This window comes from Nocardioides pakistanensis, assembly GCF_054781215.1.
Map to the genome: position 1 here is coordinate 107,486 of NZ_BAAGUV010000002.1, position 20,854 is coordinate 128,339.

General features: G+C 72.2%; 22 protein-coding genes. 9 read left to right on the forward strand and 13 right to left on the reverse strand.

The window, feature by feature from the left end; all coding sequences use genetic code 11:
• Positions 1 to 2 precede the first annotated feature (2 nt).
• The 6 genes from ACYVIH_RS00595 to ACYVIH_RS00620 are packed head-to-tail and all read right to left on the reverse strand — an operon-like array spanning position 3 to position 5,286.
• Positions 3 to 254, reverse strand: a complete 252-nt coding sequence (locus ACYVIH_RS00595; RefSeq protein ID WP_460864769.1) for a hypothetical protein — start codon at positions 252 to 254, stop codon at positions 3 to 5.
• Positions 251 to 1,393 (reverse strand): dihydrolipoamide acetyltransferase family protein, encoded by a 1,143-nt coding sequence (locus tag ACYVIH_RS00600; protein ID WP_460864771.1) that lies wholly within the window; start codon positions 1,391 to 1,393, stop codon positions 251 to 253. The genes ACYVIH_RS00595 and ACYVIH_RS00600 overlap by 4 nt, the downstream gene beginning before the upstream one ends.
• On the reverse strand, positions 1,394 to 2,413 hold the full coding sequence (locus ACYVIH_RS00605; protein WP_460864773.1) for an alpha-ketoacid dehydrogenase subunit beta: 1,020 nt from the start codon (positions 2,411 to 2,413) through the stop codon (positions 1,394 to 1,396).
• 1 nt (position 2,414) lies between these two features.
• A complete protein-coding gene (pdhA, locus tag ACYVIH_RS00610) occupies positions 2,415 to 3,398 on the reverse strand; it encodes a pyruvate dehydrogenase (acetyl-transferring) E1 component subunit alpha (protein ID WP_460864775.1) in 984 nt (327 codons plus the stop codon).
• The gene (gene acsA / locus ACYVIH_RS00615; protein WP_460864777.1) at positions 3,395 to 5,107 is read right to left on the reverse strand and encodes an acetate--CoA ligase; all 1,713 of its coding nucleotides are present in this window, start codon (positions 5,105 to 5,107) and stop codon (positions 3,395 to 3,397) included. The genes pdhA and acsA overlap by 4 nt, the downstream gene beginning before the upstream one ends.
• Entirely contained in the window at positions 5,107 to 5,286 is a 180-nt protein-coding gene (locus ACYVIH_RS00620) for a hypothetical protein (protein WP_460864780.1), read from the reverse strand. Before ACYVIH_RS00620 ends, acsA begins: the two co-directional genes overlap by 1 nt.
• A 182-nt stretch (positions 5,287 to 5,468) precedes the next feature.
• On the opposite strand from ACYVIH_RS00620, the gene ACYVIH_RS00625 reads away from it, so the two are divergent.
• The 7 genes from ACYVIH_RS00625 to ACYVIH_RS00655 all read left to right on the forward strand — a co-directional run bounded on the left by ACYVIH_RS00625 (position 5,469) and on the right by ACYVIH_RS00655 (position 13,911).
• Positions 5,469 to 6,491: an extracellular solute-binding protein gene (locus tag ACYVIH_RS00625; protein WP_460864782.1), complete on the forward strand. Its 1,023-nt coding sequence runs from the start codon at positions 5,469 to 5,471 to the stop codon at positions 6,489 to 6,491.
• Positions 6,488 to 8,128, forward strand: a complete 1,641-nt coding sequence (locus tag ACYVIH_RS00630; protein WP_460864785.1) for an ABC transporter permease — start codon at positions 6,488 to 6,490, stop codon at positions 8,126 to 8,128. The genes ACYVIH_RS00625 and ACYVIH_RS00630 overlap by 4 nt, the downstream gene beginning before the upstream one ends.
• A 1-nt stretch (position 8,129) precedes the next feature.
• On the forward strand, positions 8,130 to 9,257 hold the full coding sequence (locus ACYVIH_RS00635) for an ABC transporter ATP-binding protein (RefSeq protein ID WP_460864787.1): 1,128 nt from the start codon (positions 8,130 to 8,132) through the stop codon (positions 9,255 to 9,257).
• The gene (locus ACYVIH_RS00640) at positions 9,254 to 10,522 is read left to right on the forward strand and encodes a DUF445 domain-containing protein (protein ID WP_460864789.1); all 1,269 of its coding nucleotides are present in this window, start codon (positions 9,254 to 9,256) and stop codon (positions 10,520 to 10,522) included. Before ACYVIH_RS00635 ends, ACYVIH_RS00640 begins: the two co-directional genes overlap by 4 nt.
• A gap of 53 nt (positions 10,523 to 10,575) precedes the next feature.
• Positions 10,576 to 10,791, forward strand: a complete 216-nt coding sequence (locus ACYVIH_RS00645) for an RNA-binding S4 domain-containing protein (protein ID WP_460864792.1) — start codon at positions 10,576 to 10,578, stop codon at positions 10,789 to 10,791.
• Between the two features lie 121 nt (positions 10,792 to 10,912).
• Complete coding sequence (locus ACYVIH_RS00650) at positions 10,913 to 12,547, forward strand: methyl-accepting chemotaxis protein (RefSeq protein ID WP_460864795.1); 1,635 nt, start codon at positions 10,913 to 10,915, stop codon at positions 12,545 to 12,547.
• A gap of 143 nt (positions 12,548 to 12,690) precedes the next feature.
• Positions 12,691 to 13,911: an EAL domain-containing response regulator gene (locus ACYVIH_RS00655; RefSeq protein WP_460864799.1), complete on the forward strand. Its 1,221-nt coding sequence runs from the start codon at positions 12,691 to 12,693 to the stop codon at positions 13,909 to 13,911.
• 6 nt (positions 13,912 to 13,917) lie between these two features.
• Here the strand turns inward: ACYVIH_RS00655 and ACYVIH_RS00660 are convergent, their stop codons facing one another.
• The 4 genes from ACYVIH_RS00660 to hisN form a co-directional block, all read right to left on the reverse strand.
• Positions 13,918 to 14,442 (reverse strand): metallophosphoesterase family protein, encoded by a 525-nt coding sequence (locus tag ACYVIH_RS00660; protein ID WP_460864801.1) that lies wholly within the window; start codon positions 14,440 to 14,442, stop codon positions 13,918 to 13,920.
• Between the two features lie 19 nt (positions 14,443 to 14,461).
• Positions 14,462 to 14,833 carry an FKBP-type peptidyl-prolyl cis-trans isomerase gene (locus tag ACYVIH_RS00665; RefSeq protein ID WP_460865125.1) on the reverse strand — a complete coding sequence of 124 codons (372 nt, stop codon included), beginning with the start codon at positions 14,831 to 14,833 and terminating at the stop codon, positions 14,462 to 14,464.
• 87 nt (positions 14,834 to 14,920) lie between these two features.
• Positions 14,921 to 15,358: a CBS domain-containing protein gene (locus ACYVIH_RS00670; protein WP_460864803.1), complete on the reverse strand. Its 438-nt coding sequence runs from the start codon at positions 15,356 to 15,358 to the stop codon at positions 14,921 to 14,923.
• A 121-nt stretch (positions 15,359 to 15,479) separates the two neighbouring features.
• Positions 15,480 to 16,382 (reverse strand): histidinol-phosphatase, encoded by a 903-nt coding sequence (gene hisN / locus ACYVIH_RS00675; protein WP_460864805.1) that lies wholly within the window; start codon positions 16,380 to 16,382, stop codon positions 15,480 to 15,482.
• An 88-nt stretch (positions 16,383 to 16,470) separates the two neighbouring features.
• Here hisN and ACYVIH_RS00680 point away from each other — a divergent pair, with 88 nt between their 5' ends.
• Complete coding sequence (locus ACYVIH_RS00680; RefSeq protein ID WP_460864807.1) at positions 16,471 to 16,941, forward strand: DUF2231 domain-containing protein; 471 nt, start codon at positions 16,471 to 16,473, stop codon at positions 16,939 to 16,941.
• A gap of 33 nt (positions 16,942 to 16,974) precedes the next feature.
• Positions 16,975 to 17,460 carry a GNAT family N-acetyltransferase gene (locus tag ACYVIH_RS00685; RefSeq protein WP_460864809.1) on the forward strand — a complete coding sequence of 162 codons (486 nt, stop codon included), beginning with the start codon at positions 16,975 to 16,977 and terminating at the stop codon, positions 17,458 to 17,460.
• Here ACYVIH_RS00685 and rsgA read toward each other — a convergent pair.
• The 3 genes from rsgA to ACYVIH_RS00700 are packed head-to-tail and all read right to left on the reverse strand — an operon-like array spanning position 17,457 to position 20,836.
• Entirely contained in the window at positions 17,457 to 18,464 is a 1,008-nt protein-coding gene (gene rsgA, locus ACYVIH_RS00690) for a ribosome small subunit-dependent GTPase A (RefSeq protein WP_460864811.1), read from the reverse strand. The two genes, ACYVIH_RS00685 and rsgA, sit on opposite strands and share 4 nt — an antisense overlap.
• Positions 18,465 to 19,748 (reverse strand): 3-phosphoshikimate 1-carboxyvinyltransferase, encoded by a 1,284-nt coding sequence (aroA, locus tag ACYVIH_RS00695; RefSeq protein WP_460864813.1) that lies wholly within the window; start codon positions 19,746 to 19,748, stop codon positions 18,465 to 18,467.
• Positions 19,745 to 20,836 carry a YibE/F family protein gene (locus ACYVIH_RS00700; RefSeq protein WP_460864815.1) on the reverse strand — a complete coding sequence of 364 codons (1,092 nt, stop codon included), beginning with the start codon at positions 20,834 to 20,836 and terminating at the stop codon, positions 19,745 to 19,747. The genes aroA and ACYVIH_RS00700 overlap by 4 nt, the downstream gene beginning before the upstream one ends.
• Positions 20,837 to 20,854: the final 18 nt, after the last annotated feature.

A 20,854-nucleotide genomic window follows, 5' to 3' on the forward strand; every position in this document is an offset into this window, starting at 1 on the left:
CCTCAGGCGCTGCGGCGCACCAGCAGGTCGGCGCAGCCCTCGGTCGTGACCAGGTCGGGGTAGTCGTCCTCGTCGATGCGCACCCCGCTCGCGCTCACCAGCAGCTCGACGAAGCTGAGGAAGTCCAGCGAGTCCAGCTCGAAGCTGCGGCGGAGGTCGGCGCCCTCGGGGAGGGACTCCACGTCCGCGTCCGGGACGATCCGGCGCACGGCCTGCGCAACCAGCGCGCGGGCGTCCTCGTGGGTGATGGTCATAGCTCCTCCGGGTGCTGCAGCAGGCGTTCCAGGGTGAGCAGGAAGCGCGCCCCGGTGGCGCCGTCGGTGGCCCGGTGGTCCCCGGACAGCGTCAGCCGCACCGTCGGCCGCACGCCGATCAGGCCGTCGACCGCGACCGGGCGGTCCACCACGCGGCCCACGCCGAGCAGGGCGACCTGCGGTGGGTAGATCACGCCGATCACCTCCTCGACACCCTGGTCGCCGAGGTCGGTCACGGTCAGCGTCGGGTCGGCCAGCTCGCTGCGGCGCAGCCGCCCGGCGCGGGCCCGCTTCACCAGGTCGCGCAGCGCCGCCATCACCTCGGCGAGCGTGAGGTCGGCGGTGCGGTGGATCGCCGGCGCCACCAGGGCCCCGTCACGCACGTGGACCGCGACGCCGAGGTGGACGTCGTCGGCCGGCACGAAGCCGTCGTCGACCCAGAACCCGTTGAGCTCCGGGTGCTCACGGGTGGCCAGCGCGGCGGCCTTGAGCAGCGCCGCGGCCGGCACGATCCGCTCGCCGACGCTGCGCTCCAGGTTGGTGCGCCGCAGCCACGTGGTGAGCGCCTGCAGGTCGACGGTCGTGGCCACGTAGTAGTGCGGGATCTCGCGCTTGGCCCGCGACATCAGCGCTGCGATGGTCGCCCGGGAGCCCGACGGGCGGGTGGGTGCGGCGGTCGGAGGTGGTGCCTCGGCCTCCGGTACGACGGACGGCGCGACCGCCGTACCTCCTCGCGCGGCGACCCGGACGTCCTCGGCGCGGACCAGCCCGTGCTCGCCGGACCCGGCCACTTGGTCGAGGTCCACCCCGAGCTCGCGGGCGAGCTTGCGGGCGTAGGGGGAGACCCGGCGCCCGCGCAGGACCGGAGGTGCCGCGAGAGGTGGCGCGAGAGGTGGCGCGGCGGTCGGCGAGGACAGCGAGGCCATCGGCGTGCCGACGGCGACCCGGGTGCCCGGCCCGACCAGGAAGTGCTCGACGACCCCGTCGTCGAAGGACTCGACCTCGATCGCGGACTTGTCGGTGTCGACGACGGCGATCGGCTCGCCGCGGTGGACGACGTCGCCCTCGTGGACGAGCCACTCGACGAGCGTGCCGGAGTCCATGTCGGCCCCGAGCGAGGGCATCTTGAACTCGGCCACTCAGCCCACCACCCTCCGCGCCGCAGCCAAGATCGTCGCGGGCTGGGGGAGGGCGGCGTCCTCGAGGTGCTTGGCGTAGGGCATCGGCACCTCGGCGGAGCACACCCGTTCGACGGGGCTGTCGAGGTCGTAGAAGCACTGCTCGGTGACCCGGGCGCTGACCTCGGCCGACAGGCTGCCGCTGCGCCAGCCCTCGTCGACCACGACCAGGCGGTGCGTGCGCCGCACCGACGCCATGATCGTCGCGTCGTCGAGCGGCCGCAGGGTGCGCAGGTCCAGCACCTCGGCCTCGATCCCGTCCGCGGCCAGCTGCTCGGCGGCCTCGAGGGTCTTGGGCAGCGAGCCGCCGTAGCTGACCAGGGTCAGGTCCCGACCCTGCCGTCGTACGGCGGCCCGCTGGATGTCGACGGGACCGGCGTCCTCGGCGAGGGTGCCGGTCATGTTGTAGAGCGACCCGTGCTCGAAGAGCAGCACCGGGTCGGGGTCCTGCAGGGCGGTCCACAGCATGCCGCGGGCGTCCTCGATCGTCGCCGGGGCGAGCACCTTGATGCCGGGGATGTGGGTGTACCAGCCTTCCAGGCTGTGCGAGTGCTGGGCGGCGAGCTGCCGGCCGGCCCCCGTGGTCATCCGGATCACCAGCGGCACCGCGACCTGGCCGCCGGACATGTGCAGCAGCGTGGCTGCGTTGTTGAGGATCTGGTCCAGCGCCAGCAGGCTGAAGTTCACGGTCATGATCTCGACGATCGGGCGCATCCCGCCGATCGCGGCGCCGATGCCGGCCCCGACGAAGGCGGACTCCGACAGGGGCGTGTCGCGGATCCGCTCGGGGCCGAACTCCTCGAGCAGCCCGAGGCTCACCGCGAAGCAGCCGCCGTAGGCGCCGACGTCCTCACCCATCAGGAACACCCGCTCGTCGCGGCGCATCGCGTCGCGCATCGCCTCCCGCATCGCCTCGCGGTAGGTGGTCTCCACGGTTCCCGGCGTCGCCGGGGCCGGGATCGTCGCGGTGGTCGCGGTCATCTCACACCTCCGCGGTCTCGCTGTATACGAACCTGGTCAGGTCCTCGACCGGCTCGAGCGGCGCCTCCTCCGCGGCCCGGACGGCGGCGTCGACCTCCGCGGTGGCGGAGGCCACCATCGCCTCGCGGTCGGCCTCGGTCAGCTCGCCGGACTCGATCAGCTGCTTCGCGAGCAGGTCGATCGGGTCGCGCTCGCGCCAGCGGGCCACCTCGGCCTTGTCGCGGTAGCGCTCGGGGTCGTACATCGAGTGCGCGCGGAACCGGTAGGTGCGCAGCTCCAGGAAGCACGGCCCGCCGCCGCCGCGGATCCGGTCGACCGCCTGGCGCGCGGCCTTCTCCACGGCGACGGCGTCCATGCCGTCCACCGCCCAGGAGGCCATGCCGTACGACGCCGCGCGGAGCGCCAGGTCGGTCTCGGCCTGGGCGCGCTCGATCGCCGTGCCCATGGCGTACAGGTTGTTCTCGCAGGCGAAGAGCACCGGCAGCTGCCACAGCGCGGAGAGGTTCATCGACTCGTGGAACTCGCCCTCGGCGTAGGCGCCGTCGCCGAAGAAGCAGACCGTCACCCCGGGTCGGCGCTGCAGCTTGTCGGCCAGGCCGAGCCCGACCGCCAGCGGCAGGCCGCCGCCGACGATCGCGTTGCCGCCGTAGAAGCGCCGGCCGGCGTCGAACAGGTGCATCGACCCGCCGCGGCCGCGACTGCAGCCGGTGACCTTGCCGTACGCCATCACGGAGTCCATCGGGACACCGCGGGCGAGTGCGTGGCCGTGCTCGCGATAGGTCGACACCACCGCGTCGTCGGCGGTCAGCGTCGCCATCACGCCGGCGGCGACCGCCTCCTCGCCGACCGCCACGTGCAGGAACCCCCGGATCGAGCCTGCGCTGTAGAGCTCCACGCAGCGTTCCTCGAAGACCCGGATCCGGGTCATCTGCGAGAGCAGGTCCACGCCGTGCTTGCGCGCGGCGGCGACGGGGCGTCTGCTCATGTCGCACCCTCCAACGTCGACAGGTCGCCCTCGGGCTGCCCGAGCTCGCGGGCCTTGAGCAGCCGGCGCATCACCTTGCCGCTGCGGGTGTGCGGCAGGTGCTGGTCGAAGACGATCTCGCGCGGTGCGACCGACCCGAGCCGGCGACGGCCGAACGCCACCAGGTCCCGGCGCACGTCCTCGGTCGGCTCGAAGCCGTCGCGCAGCGTGACGAACGCCTTGACCACCTCGCCGGCGACCGGGTCCGGCTTGCCGATCACGCCCGCCTCGGCCACAGCCGGGTGTTCCATCAGGGCGCTCTCGACCTCGAACGGGCCGATCAGGTGGCCGGCTGACTTGATCACGTCGTCGCCGCGCCCGACGAACCAGAACCAGCCGTCCTCGTCGCGCCGGACCACGTCGCCGGTGAGGTACCAGCCGCCGACGAAGCAGCGCTGGTATCGCGCCTCCTCGCCGAGGTAGGTGCGGAACATCGACGGCCAGCCGGGGCGCAGGGCCAGCTCGCCGGTGCCGCCGGGGCCGAGCTCGCACACCTCGCAGTCGTCGACCAGCGTGCGCCCCTCCTCGTCCCGCGCCAGGACGGTGGCCTCGACGCCGGGCACCGGCAGCCCCATCGACCCGGGCCGGACGGGGACTCCAGGCCGGTTGCTGATCATGATCGCGCCGGTCTCGGTCTGCCACCAGTTGTCGAGCACCTGGCGGTCGAAGGCACGCTGCCCCCACAGCACGACCTCGGGGTTCAGCGGCTCGCCGACGCTGGCGATGTGGCGCAGCGCGGAGAGGTCGAACTCACGCACCACGTCCTCGCCGACGCTGGCGATGTGGCGCAGCGCGGTGGGCGCGGTGTACCAGACGGTGACCCGCTGCTCCTGGAGGATCCGGTACCACCGTCGGGCGCCGAGCTCGCCGCTGTCGGTGACCACGGTCGCCCCGTGCGTGAGCGGCGCGACGATGCCGTACGACGTGCCGGTCACCCAGCCAGGGTCGGCGGTGCACACGTCGTCCCGGCGCAGCCCCAGCGCGTGCGCGGCGGTGGCGTGGTGCGCGACGACGGCCTCGTGCACGTGTACGGCGCCCTTCGGGGTGCCCGTCGTACCGCTGGTGAAGTGCAGCAGGGCCGGGGTCTCCGGGTCGGTCGGCGGGATGTCGTAGCGGTGGTCGGCGCGGGAGAGCAGGTCGGGCAGGCACCGGGTGTCCTCGACCTCGCCGGGCGCGCCGTCGACGAGCAGCACGTGCTCGAGCTCGGGGAGGTCGTCGCGGAGCGCGGCGATCCGGCGCTGGTACAGCTCGGTGGTGGTGACCAGCAGCCGGCCGTGACCGAGCTGGAGACGTTGCCGGATCGGCTCGGGGCCGAACGCCGTGAACAGCGGGCAGAACACCGAGGTGTGCTTGAGCGTCCCGAGCGCGGCGACGTAGATGTCCAGGCCACGACCCAGCAGCGAGAACACCTTGTCGCCGGCACCGATCCCGAGATCGTCGAGGACGTTTGCGAAGGCCGCGCTCAGGCCGGCGAGATCGGCGTAGGTCACCGTGGTGACGGACTCGTCGACGCCGATGCAGCGCAACGCCGTGGTCGCCCCGGCGCCGTGCAGGACATGCCGGTCCACCGCCTCGTGCGCGATGTTGAGCCCGCCGCCGGGCAACCCGTCGAGCCTGGCCCGGGCCTGCGCCCAGGCGTCAGCGGTCGGTGCCCGGGTCCCGGCGGTCATCACTCACCCCGCCGTTCCCGCTCCCGTTCCTCGCGCGCCGCCTTGCGGGCGTGCTCGGCCTCCGCGGCGAGATACTTGGTGAGCCCCGCCCACAGCCGCTCGCGCGTGGCGGGACTGGTCCGGCCGGCCGCCTCGCGCTTGGCCTCCTGCTGGGCCTCGAATCCTTCCCGCTCGTTCATGGCGATCTCCCTGCAGGGTGGTCTACCCCTTGCTCCCACCGTCCTCCACCGCCCCCGGAGCACCCAGGGCCCTTGGACCTGAAAGGATGTGACCCAGGCCTCGTGGTGGCGGTTTGCCGGTGGAAGTTAGCCTTACCTCAGTTCTTTCGTCGTCCGGGTCACGAGCCCGTGAGGAGAAGCCGATGCGCCGTGCCCTGTCCATCGCCGCCGGCACCGCGGCGGTCGCCGCCGCCCTGTCGGGCTGTGGCGTGCTCGGGATCGGTGAGGAGCCGGCGGACCTGCAGATCTACACCGCGCGTCACTACGACCTGGAGCAGGCGTTCGAGAAGTTCACCGAGGACACCGGCATCACCGTCGAGTTCATCAGCGGCGACGACGCGGAGCTGCTGGAGCGGCTCAAGGCCGAAGGCGACGACACCCCCGCCGACATCTTCATGACCGTCGACGCCGGCAACCTGTGGAACGCCGCGCGTCAGGACGAGCTCGAGCCGCTCGACTCCCCGAAGCTGGAGGGCGCCGTGCCCGAGGACCTGCGCGACCCCGAAGGCCGCTGGTTCGGCCTGGCGATGCGCGCGCGCACGGTCACCTACAACCCCGACAACGTCGACCCCGCGGAGTTCGACACCGAGGACACCTACGCCGGCCTGGCCGACCCGAAGTGGAAGGGCCGGCTGTGCATGCGCGACGCCACCGCGTCCTACACCCAGTCCCTGGTGGCCAGCCTGATCGACCTGCACGGGCGGGAGAAGACCCTCGAGATCGTCAAGGGCTGGGTCGCCAACGACGTCGACATCATGAGCAACGATATCCTCCTGCTGGAGGCGATCGACGCGGGTGCCTGTGACGTCGGGATCAACAACCACTACTACCTGGCCCGCGAGCTCGCCGACGACCCGACGCTGAACGTCAAGCTGTTCTGGGCCAGCCAGGACGGCGCCGGCACACACGTGAACATCTCCGGCGCCGGGGTGGTCAAGGGCTCGGACAACGCCGCGCAGGCCCAGGAGCTGCTGGAGTGGCTGGCCACCGACGGGCAGAACGCCTTCGTCGACGGCAACCACGAGTTCCCGGTCAACCCGGACGTGAAGCCCGAGCCGCTGATCGCCGAGTTCGGCCCGTTCAAGCGGATGCCGCTGAACGCCGAGGCATACGGCGACCTGAACGCCGAGGCCATCGACCTGCTCGCCGAGGCCGGCTACGAGTGAGCCGTCGCCTCGGTGAGGGCCGGCCGGCGTGGTCCCTCGCCGTCCTCGTGATCGCGGCACTGGTCGCCACGCCGGTGCTCGCCGTCGTGGTAGACGGCACGGCCGGTCTCGGCGACTTCAGCCTCCCCCGGGGGCTGGGCGGCATGGTGGTCACCACGCTCGCGCTGATGCTGGGCGTCGGCGTCGGCACCCTCGTCATCGGCGGTGGGCTGGCCTGGCTGGTCACCGCCTACCAGTTCCCGCTGCGCGACGTGCTCGTGTGGCTGCTGGTGCTGCCGCTGGCCATGCCCGCCTACATCCTGGGCTTCGTCTTCCTGTCCACCTTCGACGTCTCCGGCCCGGTCCAAGGGCTGCTGCGCGCCACCTTCGGAGCCGACGTCTGGGTGCCGCAGGTGCGCTCGCTGCCCGGCGCGATCATCGTGATGTCGCTGACCCTCTATCCCTACGTCTACCTGCTCGCCCGCAACGCGCTCGTGGAGCAGGCGTCGGGGACCTACGACGCCGCCCGCACGCTCGGGGCCGGGCGCGGCCGGGCGCTGCGCAAGGTGCTGCTGCCGCTGGCGCGGCCGTCGCTGGCCGCCGGGCTGTCGCTGGTGATGATGGAGACGCTCACCGACTTCGCCACCGTGCAGTACTTCAACGTCAAGACCGTCTCCGTCGGGGTCTACCTCACCTGGAAGGGCAGCTACCAGTTCCACACCGCGACGCAGCTGTCGGTGCTGGTGCTGCTGTTCGCCGTGGCGGTGCTCGCCGGGGAGAGGCTGCTGCGCGGACGGGCCAGGTTCCACCAGAAGCGGGGCCGCGGCCGCGGCCTGGAGCCGGCGCGGCTGCGCGGGGCGAAGGCGTGGGGCGCCACCGGCCTCGGTGCAGCCGCGCTCGCCCTCGGGTTCGTGATCCCGGTGGCCCAGCTGCTCTGGTGGGCGGTCGGCGACGTCATCAGCGACCCCGCATCGCTGTGGGACCGCCGGTTCGTGGAGTACATCGTCAACAGCATCGTCGTGGCCACGATCGTCGCGCTGGCCTGTGTGCTGCTCGCGCTGGTGATCGGCCACTCGCTGCGGCTCGGTGGTGGGCGCTGGGTCCGGTCCGCCGGCCAGCTGACCACCTTCGGGTACGCCGTGCCCGGCGCCGTCGTGGGCATCGGCGTGCTGATCGCCTTCAAGCTGCTCGACGACCTGCTCGAGACCGCCGGGGTCCCCGGGGGCACCGGGCTGCTCGTCACCGGGTCGGTGCCGGTGATCATCTACGCCTACGTCGTGCGGTTCCTGGCTCCGGCGTACCAGGCGGTCGACGCGAGCTTCGCCAAGATCCCGCCCACGATGACCCTCTCCGCGATGAGCCTCGGAGCGAGCCCGCGACGGATCCTCACCCGGGTGCACCTGCCGCTGGTCCGGCCCGGCGCTGCCGTGGCCCTGGTGCTCGTGATGATCGACGCGGTCAAGGAGCTGCCCATCGTGCTGCTGCTGCGCCCGTTCGGGTTCACTACGGTGTCCGTGTGGGTCTACGAGCTCGCCCGGGAGAACTTCTGGGAGAAGGCAGCCATGCCGGCACTGGTGATCGTCGCGGTCGCGGTCGTGCCGGTCTTCTTCCTGTTCCGGCAGGTCCGCCTGGTCGACCCGTATCGGCAGGCCGAGTGACATGGCAGCAGACCTCGTGACCGCGCCCCACCGCCCCGGGCACCCCGCCACCCCTCCGGCCCTCGTGCTCGAGGGAGTCACCAAGCGCTACGGGGCGACCGTCGCAGTCGACTCGGTCGACCTCACGGCCGCACCGGGGGAGCTGGTCACCGTGATCGGGCCCTCCGGGTGCGGCAAGTCGACGACGCTGCGCCTGGTCGCGGGGCTGGAGCGGCCCGACGCGGGCACGATCCGCATCGCCGGCGAGATCGTCGCCGACCGACACCACTTCCAGCAGCCGGAGGACCGCCGGGTCGGGCTGGTGTTCCAGGACCACGCCCTCTTCCCGCACCTGACCGTGGCCCAGAACGTCGCCTTCGGCCTCAACAAGCTGCCCCGTGCCGAGCGCCCCGGACGGGTCACGGAGGTGCTGGAACTGGTCCGTCTCGGCCACCTCGCCGAGCGTTACCCGCACGAGCTCTCCGGCGGCGAGCAGCAGCGGGTCGCACTGGCCCGGGCGCTCGCGCCGAAGCCCGCCGTGGTGCTTCTCGACGAGCCGTTCTCCAGCCTCGACGAGAGCCTGCGTGCGCAGGTCCGCGCCGACACGGTGGCGGTCCTGCGGGAGACCGGCACGACCGGCATGCTCGTCACCCACGACCAGACCGAGGCGCTCTCGGTGGCCGACAAGGTCGTGGTGCTTCGCGGCGGACACGTCGAGCAGACCGACACCCCCGAGCGGGTCTTCGAGCAGCCGGCGACCCGGTTCGTCGCCTCGTTCATGGGCGACGCGGACTTCCTTCCCGCCCACGTGCGCGATGCACTGCTGACCTGTGAGATCGGGGTGGTCTCGACCGTCCCGGGCTGGGCCAACTGCGACTGCGACGTCGAGGTGGTGCTGCGGCCGCACGAGGTTGCGCTGACCCTGGACCCGTCGTCGGCCGCACACGTGGTGGCGGTGGAGTACCACGGCGCCTTCGTGCTCCACACCGTCCGGCTCGGCTCCGGCCGGACGCTCCGGTCCTGGCAGCCTCACGCGGTCCGCCACCCGGTCGGTACGGCGGTCGCGGTGAGCGTCGTACCCGGGATCACGCCGACGCTGCTCGTGGGCGACCAGGCCGTGACCTCCCCGCCGCCGGGGCCGGGCCGGTGACCGCCGCGCCCGCGCTCGACCTCGGTTCCGACCCTGCCGCCGACGAGGAACGCCGGGCCGGCCTGCGCAGGATGCGCACCCTGGCTGTGTCGTTGCTGCTTCTCGCGGCCGTGGTGTACCTGCTGACCCTCGGCGAGGACGGCTTCCTCGGCTTCGTCAACGCCGGTGCCGAGGCCTCGATGGTCGGCGCGATCGCGGACTGGTTCGCGGTCACCGCGCTGTTCAAGCACCCGCTGGGGATCCCGGTGCCGCACACCGCGCTCGTGCCCAAGCGCAAGGAGGAGCTCGGCCGCAGCCTCCAGGACTTCGTCGGGGCGAACTTCCTGCAGGAGGTGGTGATCCGCGACCGGATCGCGCTCGCCCGGATCAGCGAGCGGGTCGGGCACTGGCTGGTCGAGCCGGAGAACAGCAAGCGGGTCGTCGACGAGGTTGCCGCCGTGATGCAGGCCGGCCTGGCCCGGGTGCGCGACGAGGAGATGGCCGCGCTCCTGCGCGACGCCGTGCTGCCGCGGTTCCGCGAGGAGCCGATCAGCCCCGTCGCCGGCAGCCTGCTGGAGGAGATCGTCCGCGACAAGGCCCATCACGGCCTGGTCGACCTGGCTCTCGAGGAGGCGCACCGCTGGCTGGTGACCAACGAGGAGACCTTCACCGAGGTGGTGGGGGAGCGCGCACCCTGGTGGTCCCCGCAGGCGCTCAACGACCGGGTCACCCACCGGCTGCACGTGGAGGCCGTCGCCTGGGTCGAGGACATCCGCAGGGACCCCTACCACCACGCCCGCACCGCGCTCGACAGCCTGCTCGCCCAGCTCGCCGACGACCTGCTGCACGACGAGTCCACCCAGGAGCGCGCCGAGCGGCTCAAGGAGCGGGTGCTCGACCACCCGCAGGTCCTGGTCACCGCGACCTCACTGTGGAACGCCTTCCGCACCGCGCTGCTCAGTGCCCTCGCCGACGAGGACGGTGCCCTGCGGCACCGCGCGCTGCTCGAGCTGACCCGCTTCGGCGCCCGGCTGGTCACCGAGAAGGACCTGCGCGACCGGCTCGACGGCCACGCCGCGGACCTCGCGGTGTTCGCGGTCGGGCGGTACGGCGACGAGCTCACCGCCGTGATAACCCACACCGTCGACCGCTGGGACGGCAAGGAGGCGGCGCGACGCATCGAGCTGTACGTCGGTCGCGACCTGCAGTTCATCCGGATCAACGGCACCCTCGTGGGTGGACTGGTCGGCGTGCTGATCCACGCGGTCGCCGTACTCGTCCACTGACCTCCGCGCCGCCCCGGCTCCTGGGAGGGTGCGGCGTGGGGGAGGATGGGCCGGTGAGCGCACCCCGTGACGTCGAGATCCGTGACGAGTCGATCCGGCTCGGCCAGTTCCTCAAGCTCGCCGACCTCATCGATTACGGCGCCGAGGCCAAGCCGCTGCTGATGCAGGGCCTGGTCGTCGTCAACGGCGAGGTGGAGACCAGACGCGGGCGCCAGCTGCGCAAGGGCGACGTCGTGACGCTCGGCGGACAGTCGGTCCGCGTGGTCTGAGCGGATTGCCCTCAGGTCCGGCCCGCGACGGCCGATCAGGTGCATGAAGAGTGGGACTCGGGGTCCACATGTGCACTCACCGCACCCCGCGAGCCGGGGTCGCGGACCGAGGGGGAACCTCATGACCACGTCCCAGTCGACGCCCGAGCCGGTAGCCGCGCCCGAGGAGTACCAGCCTGCGAAGGGCAGCCTCCTCTCGCGCGGCAGCCTGCTCAGCAAGCTGCTCGCCGCCTCGTTCATGATGGCGGTGGTGCTGATCGGCCAGGGCCTGCTCGCCACCTCCCAGCAGGCGAAGGTCCACGACCGGGTCGAGGTGCTCGCCGAGCGCGACCTGGTGCCGCTGGCGGATCTGCGTGCCGCCCAGCAGACCGGCTTCCAGATGACCATCAAGGGTCTCGTCGCGGATTCTGCCCAGGACCCCGCCGTGGTCGAGCGGATGTCCGCGCAGCGTGACGAGCTCAGCGGCCTCATGGGCACCCAGCTGGAGACGATGCTCGCGAACACGCCCGCCGAGCTCCGGGGGCACGCCGAGGAGCTCGTCGACGGCTGGGAGGCTTTCGTGGCGGCCGACCAGGCCTACCTCCAAGGTGCCGCCGGTCCGGACGCCGCGGCCCTCAACGCGCGAGCGGCGGAGCTGTTCGACGAGCTGAACACCGCCTTCGACGCACAGGCCGACCGGCTCACCGCCGACGCCGCGGAGCAGCGGTCGGTGGTCGACGACATGGTCGGGTCGTCGCGCACGGTGATGTTCTCCGTCGTCGGGGTGGGTGTGCTGCTGGCCGTCGTCCTCGGGGTCGTGCTGGCCCGCAGCCTCCGCCGCCGGATCGAGCCGATGGTCGCAGCACTGGTGGCTCTCGCGAAGGGCGACCTCAGCCACGACCTGGAGGTGGAGGGCACCGACGAGCTCGCGGTGATGGGGCAGAACCTGCACATCGCGACCGCGTCCCTGCGCGGCATGGTCGTGTCGCTTGCCGAGAGCGCCGAGTCCCTCGACGTCGCCAGTGACCAGATGGCGCAGGTGGCGACCACGATCTCGGAGAGCGCGGAGGAGACCGCCGGCCAGTCGCACGTCGTGTCGGCGGCGGCCGACCAGGTGTCACGCAACGTGCAGACGGTGGCCACCGGCGGCGAGGAGATGACCGCCTCGATCGGTGAGATCGCGCGGAGCACCTCCGAGGCCTCCCAGGTCGGTGTCGAGGCCGTGGCGCTCGCGCAGGAGACCAACGAGCTCGTCGCCAGGCTCGGCGCCTCGTCGGCGGAGATCGTCGGCGTGGTGAACGTGATCACCGGCATCGCCGAGCAGACCAACCTGCTCGCCCTCAACGCCACCATCGAGGCCGCCCGGGCCGGTGAGTCCGGCAAGGGCTTCGCCGTCGTCGCCGGCGAGGTCAAGGACCTCGCCCAGGAGACCGCGAAGGCGACCGAGGACATCTCCCGTCGGGTGGAGGCGATCCAGGCAGACACCGCGAGCGCGGTCAGCTCGATCGCCCAGATCACGGAGGTCATCGCGCGGCTGGACACCTTCCAGGCCACGATCGCCTCAGCAGTGGAGGAGCAGGCGGCCACCACGCAGGAGATGTCGCGCAACATCGCCGAGACCGCTTCCGGTGCCGGGCAGATCGCGGAGAACATCGTCGCAGTCGCCGGGGCCGCCGAGGCGACCAGCGGTGGCGTGCACGAGATCCGCGCGGCCTCGGAGGAGCTCAGGCGCACCAGCCACCGGCTGCGCGAGGTGGTCGAGGGGTTCTGCTGCTGAACGCCGGTCCCCGCCGGACCGGCACGAAATCGACCGGACAAGGGCTCACGTCGAGGTGCCGCCGGCCGATTCAACCGGGTGGCAATATGTCCGATTCGCCCTGCCGGGGACCGTGACGTTCCGGGGCTCAGATGGAGGCACGTGTGGCGAACGCCCAAGCACCGACGGTGACGAAGCCGGCGAGGCTGCTGGTGCTCGACGACGAGCGGCCGGTGGCCGAGGCGATCCAGATCATCGCCGGGGCCGGCGGGCACCAGGCCCGGTACACCAGCGACACGGCGGAGTTCTTCGAGCTGCTGCGCGACTGGGCACCCACCCACCTGGCGATCGACATGGTCATGCCCGGCGTGGACGGTATCGAGCTGCTCTCCGGCCTCGCGGCCAGGCAGCGCACCGAGCCGATCATCATCTCTGGCACCGCCAGCGGGAAGGCGGTGCTCGCGGCGCGACGCTACGCCCGCGACAACGGCCTGCAGATCGCCGGCGTCCTGCGCCGTCCCCTCCAGGCGGGGGCGCTGCAGGAGCTCCTCGCTCAGGCACCGGCCCTGGCCCCCGCCCAGCCCCTGACTCCGGCCGCGGCCCAGGCGACGGCCGGTCCCGAGGCATCCCCGTCCGCGGACCTGCTGGACCTCGCGATCATGCGCGGGGCACTGAGCGTCGCCTACCAGCCGAAGTTCGGCTGCGAGACCGGCCGGCTGGTCGGGTTCGAGGCGCTGGCGCGCTGGCACGACCCGTCGTTCGGGCAGGTCTCCCCGGCCCAGTTCGTCCCGCTCGCCGAGCGGCACGGCCTGATCGCCGCCCTGACCGAGCGGGTCGTCGAGGTCGTGATCCCGTGGTTCGCCCGCCTGGAGCACCGCGACGACCTGACCATCGCGGTCAACATCTCCCCGCGCATGGCCGGTGACTCCGCCGCCGTCGACCGGCTCGCCGAGCTGTGCCGGCGCGTGCACGTCGACCCCGACCGAGTGATCCTGGAGATCGCCGAAAGCTCTGTGCGTCGTGACGACGCGCAGTTCCTCGGCCAGCTCGCCCGGCTCCGCCTCCGTGCGTTCCAGCTCGCCGTCGACGACTTCGCCGACGGCCTGGTCACGCTGCGGTCGTTGGCCAAGCTGCTGTTCACCGAGATCAAGATCGACCGCTCGGTGGTGATGGCCGCACAGACCTCGGCCGAGGCTCGCGCGACGGTGGAGTCGGTGCTCGGGTTCGGCAGGCACGCCGGGCTGCGTACGACGGGCGAGGGGGTCGAGGACGCCGCGACGATGGCGCTGCTCCGCGACCTCGGGGCCGACTTCGCCCAGGGCTACCACCTGGGCATGCCGCTCGCTCCCGAGGACGCCGCCCGGCTGCTCACCCAGCAGCGCTAGGCCGCGTCAGCTCCTGCGGGGCGCCCGGGGCGGGAGGCGGTGCAGCACCACCTCGCCGACCGCGCCGGCAGCCAGAGTCATCGTCATGTAGGTGCAGAACGGCTGGCGTCGGCGGTCGGTCGGCGAGCCGGGGTTCAGCAGCCTCAGCCCTGACGGGGTGGTGGTGTCCCACGGGATGTGGCTGTGCCCGAAGACCAGGACGTCGTGGCCGCCGTACAGCTCCTCGCAGCGCTGCTCACGACCCTTGGCCGGGCCGGTCTCGTGGACGACGGCCAGCCGGACCCCGCCGATGGTCTCGCTGGCGACCTCGGGCAGCCGCCGGCGCAGCTCGGGGCCGTCGTTGTTGCCGAACACGCCGACCAGGCGCGACGACCGGGCCTCGAGCTCGTCGAGCAACGGCTCGTGGACCCAGTCGCCGGCGTGGACCACGACGTCGGCCTCCTCGATCGCCTGCCACACCTGCTCCGGCAGCGCGCGGGCGCGCTTGGGCAGGTGGGTGTCGGCGACCAGGACGAGGCGTACGGCGGTCATGGTCGATGTCGAAGGTGCGTCAGCGGACGTCGAGCAGGTCCACCACGAAGATCAGCGTCTCGCCGGGCTTGATCACACCGCCGGCGCCGCGGTCGCCGTACCCGAGGTGCGGCGGGATCACCAGCTTGCGGCGACCGCCGACCTTCATCCCGGTGACGCCCTGGTCCCAGCCGGAGATCACCTGGCCGACACCGAGCCGGAACGACAGCGGCTCCCCACGGTTGTAGGAGGCGTCGAACTCCTCGCCGGTGGAGTGGGCCACGCCGACGTAGTGCACGACGACGGTCTTGCCGGCGGTGGCCTCGGCGCCGTCACCGGTGGTGAGGTCGGTGACCTCGAGGTCGGCCGGCGGCGGGGAGTCGGGGAAGTCGATCTCGGGCTTCTGCGGCATGCTCACGGGCTGCTGCTCCTCGGAGTCGGGGACCGGTCCCGGGACCGGGACCGGTCTGCCAGCCTAGTCGGGCGTGCCGAGCGGCCCTCAGGTCTGGGCGGTGTGGACGTAGGAGTCGAGCTGGTCGCGCTCGAACTCCAGCTCGCTCATCCGGTTCTTGACCACGTCGCCGATGCTGATGATCCCGACCAGCTCGGCGTCCTTCATGACGGGCACGTGGCGGATCCGGCGCTCGGTCATCACCTGCATCAGGTCGTTGACCGGGTGCTCGCCGTCGCACGTGTGCACGTCGCGGGTCATGATCGAGTCGACGGTCGCGTCGAGCAGGCCGTCGTTGTCGTTGAGCCGGCGGACCACGTCGCGCTCGGACACGATGCCCTCGAGCTTCTTGCCGTCGCGGCTGACCACGAGCGCACCGACGTTGTGCTCGGCCAGCTTCCGGAGCAGGTCGCGCACGCTCGCGTCCGGACTGATGGTGACGACCTCCTGGCTCGCCTTGGCGGCGAGCACCTGGTTGATTCGCATCGGGACCTCCCACGTTGACGGCTCGGCTCGGCGAGCTACGAGGCTCGTGCCTGCAGGCTAGTGCCGAATTGCCGCGGGCGGTAGGTGCCGTTCCGCCCTTCGTGAGCAGGCGGTCGCCGGTTCAGTCCGCGTCGACGCCCTCGGTGCCGCTGGACGGGGCCGGTGTGCGGCGGCGGGCGCTCAGGTCGTGCACGGAGCCGGGGCCCCTGCGGGCGTAGTCGGGGTCGTCCTCGTCGTAGACCGAGCCGAGGAACGCCAGGGCCTGCTCGTGGAGCCGGCCGTTGGTGGCCAGCGCGTTGCCGCCGAACGGGCCGGGCTTGCCGTCGAGCGAGGTGAACTTCCCCCCGGCCTCACGGACGATCACGTCGAGGGCGGCCATGTCGTACATCTCCAGCTCGGGCTCGGCCGCCATGTCGACCGCTCCCTCGGCGACGAGCATGTAGGACCAGAAGTCGCCGTACGCGCGGGTGCGCCAGCACCGCCGGGACAGGGACAGGAAGTCCTCGAGCCGGTCGCGGTCCTCCCATCCCGACAGCGAGGAGTAGGACAGCGAGGCGTCGGCGAGGTTCGAGACGTCAGAGACGTGGCACTCGGTGGCCTTCAGCAGGGAGCGTCCGGTCCACGCGCCGCCGCCCTTGGAGGCCCACCAGCGGCGGTTCAGCTGCGGCGCCGACACACAGCCGACCACGACCTCGTCGTCGACCATCAGTGCGATCAGCGTGGCCCACACCGGCACCCCGCGGACGAAGTTCTTCGTGCCGTCGATCGGGTCGATCACCCAACGGCGCTGGCTGTGCCCGGACGCCCCGGTCTCCTCGCCGACCACGGCGTCGCGGGAGCGGGCCCGGGACAGGGTGCGGCGGATGCCCTCCTCGACGGCCTGGTCGGCGTCGCTGACCGGGGTGAGGTCCGGCTTGTTGACCACGTGCAGGTCGAGCGCCTTGAACCGGCTCATGGTCAGCGAGTCGGCGTCGTCGGCGAGGACGTGCGCGAGTCTGAGGTCGTCGGTGAACTCCGAGGGCATGGGCCCAGGCTATGCCCCCGCTAAGAGTTGGTTGAGAAGTGCCGCGCGATGATCGACTCTTCAATCATCGCGCCACTAGCCTCGGCTCATGGAAATCGCCGGGCTCCCGCTGCACCCCCTGTTGGTGCACGCCGTGGTCGTGTTCGTCCCCCTGTCCGCGGTCATGGCGGTCGCCCTGGCCGTCGTACCCCGCTGGCGCTGGCTGCTCCGCTGGCCCACCGCCGCGCTCACGGTCGTCGGTGCCGGGCTGGCCTGGCTGGCCACCGAGAGCGGTGAGGCGCTGCTGGAGGCGCGCCCCGAGCTGGAGGCACTGATCGAGGAGCACGAGGAGTACGGCGAGCTGCTGGTGATCGTGATGGCGATCTTCGCCGTGCTGGTCGTGATCTCGGCCTGGTCGCTCGGCGGCGCCTCACCGCTGGCCAGTGGCAGGGGAGCGCGGGAGAGCCGCATTCCGGCGCTGGAGAAGGTGCTCCCGGTCCTGCTGGTGCTCGGCGCGATCGGCGTGGCCGTGGTCACGGTGCTGGTGGGCGACTCCGGCGCGCGAGCCGTCTGGGGCTGACGCGGCACGCGGTCGGTGCGGGAGGATTGCGCCGTGATCGAGCTGCGCGTGCTGACCTCCGGCGACTGGCGGTTGTGGCGGGAGCTGCGGCTGGCCGCGCTCGCCGAGGCTCCCCACGCGTTCGGGTCGCGGCTGGCGGACTGGCAGGGTGACCGCGACCGGGAGGAGCGGTGGCGGGCCCGGCTGGAGATCGCCGGGGCGCTCAACCTGGTCGCGACGCTCGCCGGCCGGCCGGCCGGGATGGCCAGCGGAGTGCCGGGTGCGGAGCGGGGCGTCGTTGAGCTGATCTCGATGTGGATCGCCCCGCACGCCCGCGGGCGCGGGGTCGGCGACGCCTTGGTGCAGGAGGTCGTGCGCTGGGGAACGCAGACCGGGGCACACACCCTCCGCCTCGACGTCCGCCAGGCCAACCACGTCGCGGAGGCGCTCTACCGGCGCAACGGGTTCCGGCGCAGCGGTCGTACGACGCTCGAGGACGGTGTGGTCGAGCACGAGCTGGTCCGCCCGCTCGGCGGTTAGGCGTCCTCGGCGCTCTCGCGGCTGGCGAGCAGCCGGCGGAACGACTCCACCCGCGCCGCCTCGGTCTCGCCCCGCTCGATCGCCTCGTCGAGGCCGCACTCCGGCTCGCCCTCGCCGTGGGTGCACCCTCGCGGGCAGTCGTGGGTGAGCTCGGCGAGGTCGGGGAAGGCCCGGATCAGGTGCTCGGGCTGCACGTGGGCGAGCCCGAACGACCGGATGCCGGGGGTATCGATGATCCAGCCGGAGTCGTCGGGCAGCCGCAGCATCAGCGCCGAGGTCGAGGTGTGCCGGCCGCGGCCGGTGACCACGTTGACGTGGCCGATCGCCCGGTCGGTGCCGGGCACCAGCCCGTTGACCAGCGTGGACTTGCCCACGCCGCTGTGCCCGATCAGCACGCTGGTGCGGCCCGCGAGCCGTTCGCGGATGTCGGACAGGTCGCGCCCGTGCTCGGTGACGACGTAGGGGACGCCGAGCGGTCGGTAGATCGACAGCAGCGTCTCCGGGTCGGCGAGGTCCGGTTTCGTCAAGCACAGCAAGGGTTCCAGCCCCGCGTCGTACGCCGCGACCAGGGCTCTGTCGATCAGCCGCGGCCGCGGCTCGGGGTCGGCGAGAGCAGCGACCACGACGAGCTGGTCGGCGTTGGCGACGATCACGCGCTCGACCGGATCGGTGTCGTCGGCGGTACGACGGAGCACGGTCCGCCGTTCGTCGACCTCGACGATCCGGGCGAGCGTGCCCTCCTCACCGCTGGTGTCGCCCACCACCTTCACGCGGTCGCCGACCACGACCCCCTTGCGGCCGAGCGGACGTGACTTCATCGCCATCACCGTGCGCGCACCGTCGTCGTCCTCGACGAGCAACGTGAACCGGCCGCGGTCGACGGTGACGACGGTCGCGGTCGTGGCGTCCTCGTAGGTCGGTCGGTCCTTGGTGCGCGGGCGGGTGCGACGACGGGGGCGCTCGAAGCGCTCGTGGTCGTACTCGTCGTACCGGCGACCTGCCACCTAGGCCAGCCTCGTCCAGTCGTCGGCGAACCGGGGGTAGGTCTTGGAGGTGGTCGCGATGTTCTCCACCAGGACGTCGTCGACCGCCAGGCCGATGATCACGCCAGCGTGCGCCATCCGGTGGTCGGCGTAGGTGGCGAACACGCCGCCGTGCAGCGGCGCCGGCCGGATCGCCAGGCCGTCCTCGGTCTCGGTGACGTCCCCGCCGAGCTTGCCGAACTCGCGGGCCAGGGCGCCGAGCCGGTCGGTCTCGTGGCCGCGGATGTGGGCGATGCCGCGCAGGTGCGAGGGGGAGTCGGCCAGCAGGCACAGCGCCGCCACCGCGGGAGTGAGCTCGCCGATGTCGTGCATGTCGAGGTCGATGCCGTGCACCGCTCCCGTGCCGCGGACGGTGAGCCCGTCGTCGGTCAGGTCCACCTCGGCACCCATGCGGGCGAGGATCTCGCGCAGCGCGTCACCGGCCTGGGTGGTCCGCCGCGGCCAGTCGCGCACGGTCACCTCACCCCCGGTGACGAGCGCCGCGGCGAGGAACGGCGCGGCGTTGGACAGGTCCGGCTCGATGTCCACGTCGACGGCGCGGATCGTGCCGGGCAGCACCCGCCAGCGGTTCGCGTCGGTGTCGTCGACCTCCACGCTGTGCAGGCGCAGCTGGTCGACGGTCATCTCGATGTGCGGCAGGGAGGGCACCGGCTTGCCGTCGTGGCGTACGTCGACCCCGTGGTCGTAGCGGGCGCCGGCGAGCAGGAGCGCGGAGATGAACTGGCTCGAGGCCGACGCGTCGATGGTGACCGTGCCGCCGGGGACCCGGCCGTTGCCGACGACGGTGAACGGCAGCGACCCGCGGCCCTCGTCCTCGACCACCACGCCCAGGCCACGCAGTGCGGTGAGCACCTCGCCCATCGGCCGAGTGCGAGCGTGCGGGTCGCCGTCGAACAGCACGCGGCCTCGCGCCAGGGCGGCCACCGGCGGGACGAACCGCATCACCGTGCCGGCCAGGCCGCAGTCCACGCTCGCCGGGCCGGTGACCGGGCCGGGCGTGACCTGCCAGTCGTCGCCGGAGGTGTCGATCGGGGAGCCGAGCGCGGTGAGCGCGGCGGCCATCAGCTCGGTGTCACGCGAGCGCAGCGCTCGACGCACGACCGACGGTCCGTCCGAGAGCGCGGCCAGCACCAGCGCCCGGTTGGTCAGCGACTTCGAGCCGGGCAGGGACACCGTCGCATGCACGGGCCGGCTCGCGCGGGGGGCGGGCCACGGGTCGGCGACGGCGGCGGGGGTCTCGGTCATCGCAGACGAGGGTATCGGCCGCCCGATCCCGCCACGAGCACGGCTGCCACCGTGGTCAGGGGCACCGCGGCGATGATCCCGAGACTGCCGACGAGGCCCCGGGTCACCTCCTGGGCGACCCCGTCGCTGAGCAGCGCGTCCTCGAAGCTGCTCGCGGTCAGCATCAGGTACATCAGCAGCGGAAGCATCGCGCTGACGTAGGCGAGGACGAGGGTGTTCACCGCCGCCGCGACGTGCTCCCGGCCGATCCGCATCGCTGCAGCGAAGACCGACCTGCGTGTCGCCGTCGGGTCGGCTGTGCGCAGCTCCCACACTGCCGCGGCCTGGGTGACCGTGACGTCGTCGAGCACGCCCAGGGAGCCGATGATGAGTGCGGCGAGCACCAGACCCTCGTAGTTGATCTCGCCCAGCATCGACGCCAGGTACTTCGTCGACTCGTCACTGAAGCCGGTGAACTGTGCCGCCGAGGTGAAGACCGCACCGAGGACGCCGGTCAGGACCAACGCGAGCAGGGTGCCGACCAGCGCGGTCGACGTCATCGCGTTGAACCCGTGCCCGAGATAGAGGGCGACGATCATGATCGTGGCGGCCGCGACCACCGCCACGAGCAGGGGAGAGGTGCCGCCGAGCAGGTTCGGCAGCACGAACCAGATCACCAGGCCCAGCGAGAGGCCGAGGCTGGCCAATGAGGCGATCCCGCGCAGCCGGGAGAGCAGCAGGACGGCGAGCGCGAACACCGCGACCAGGGTGTAGACAGCGCGAGAGCGGTCGAAGTCGAGGAACTGCCATTGCTGTGAGGGCGGCGCATCCGGGACCTCGAAGAGGACCACCCGGTCGCCGGCCTCGATCTGCGGCGCACCCCCGCCGAACGGGAGCGCGGCCTCGACGTCGTCGGGTCGATCGTCGACGTCGACCGTTGCAGAGCGACACCCAGGTGGCACCTGCCCGCCGAAGTCGGCGGCGAAGGAGTCCGGGCACGGGTGCACGTCGGTTACGACGGCCGAGATCCGCTCGCTGCCCTCGTAGCCCTCGGCGCGCGGCGCCGGCCCTTCGGGCCACAGCACGAACAGCGCCACCGCGGTAGCCACGGTCAGGGGGACCAGGAC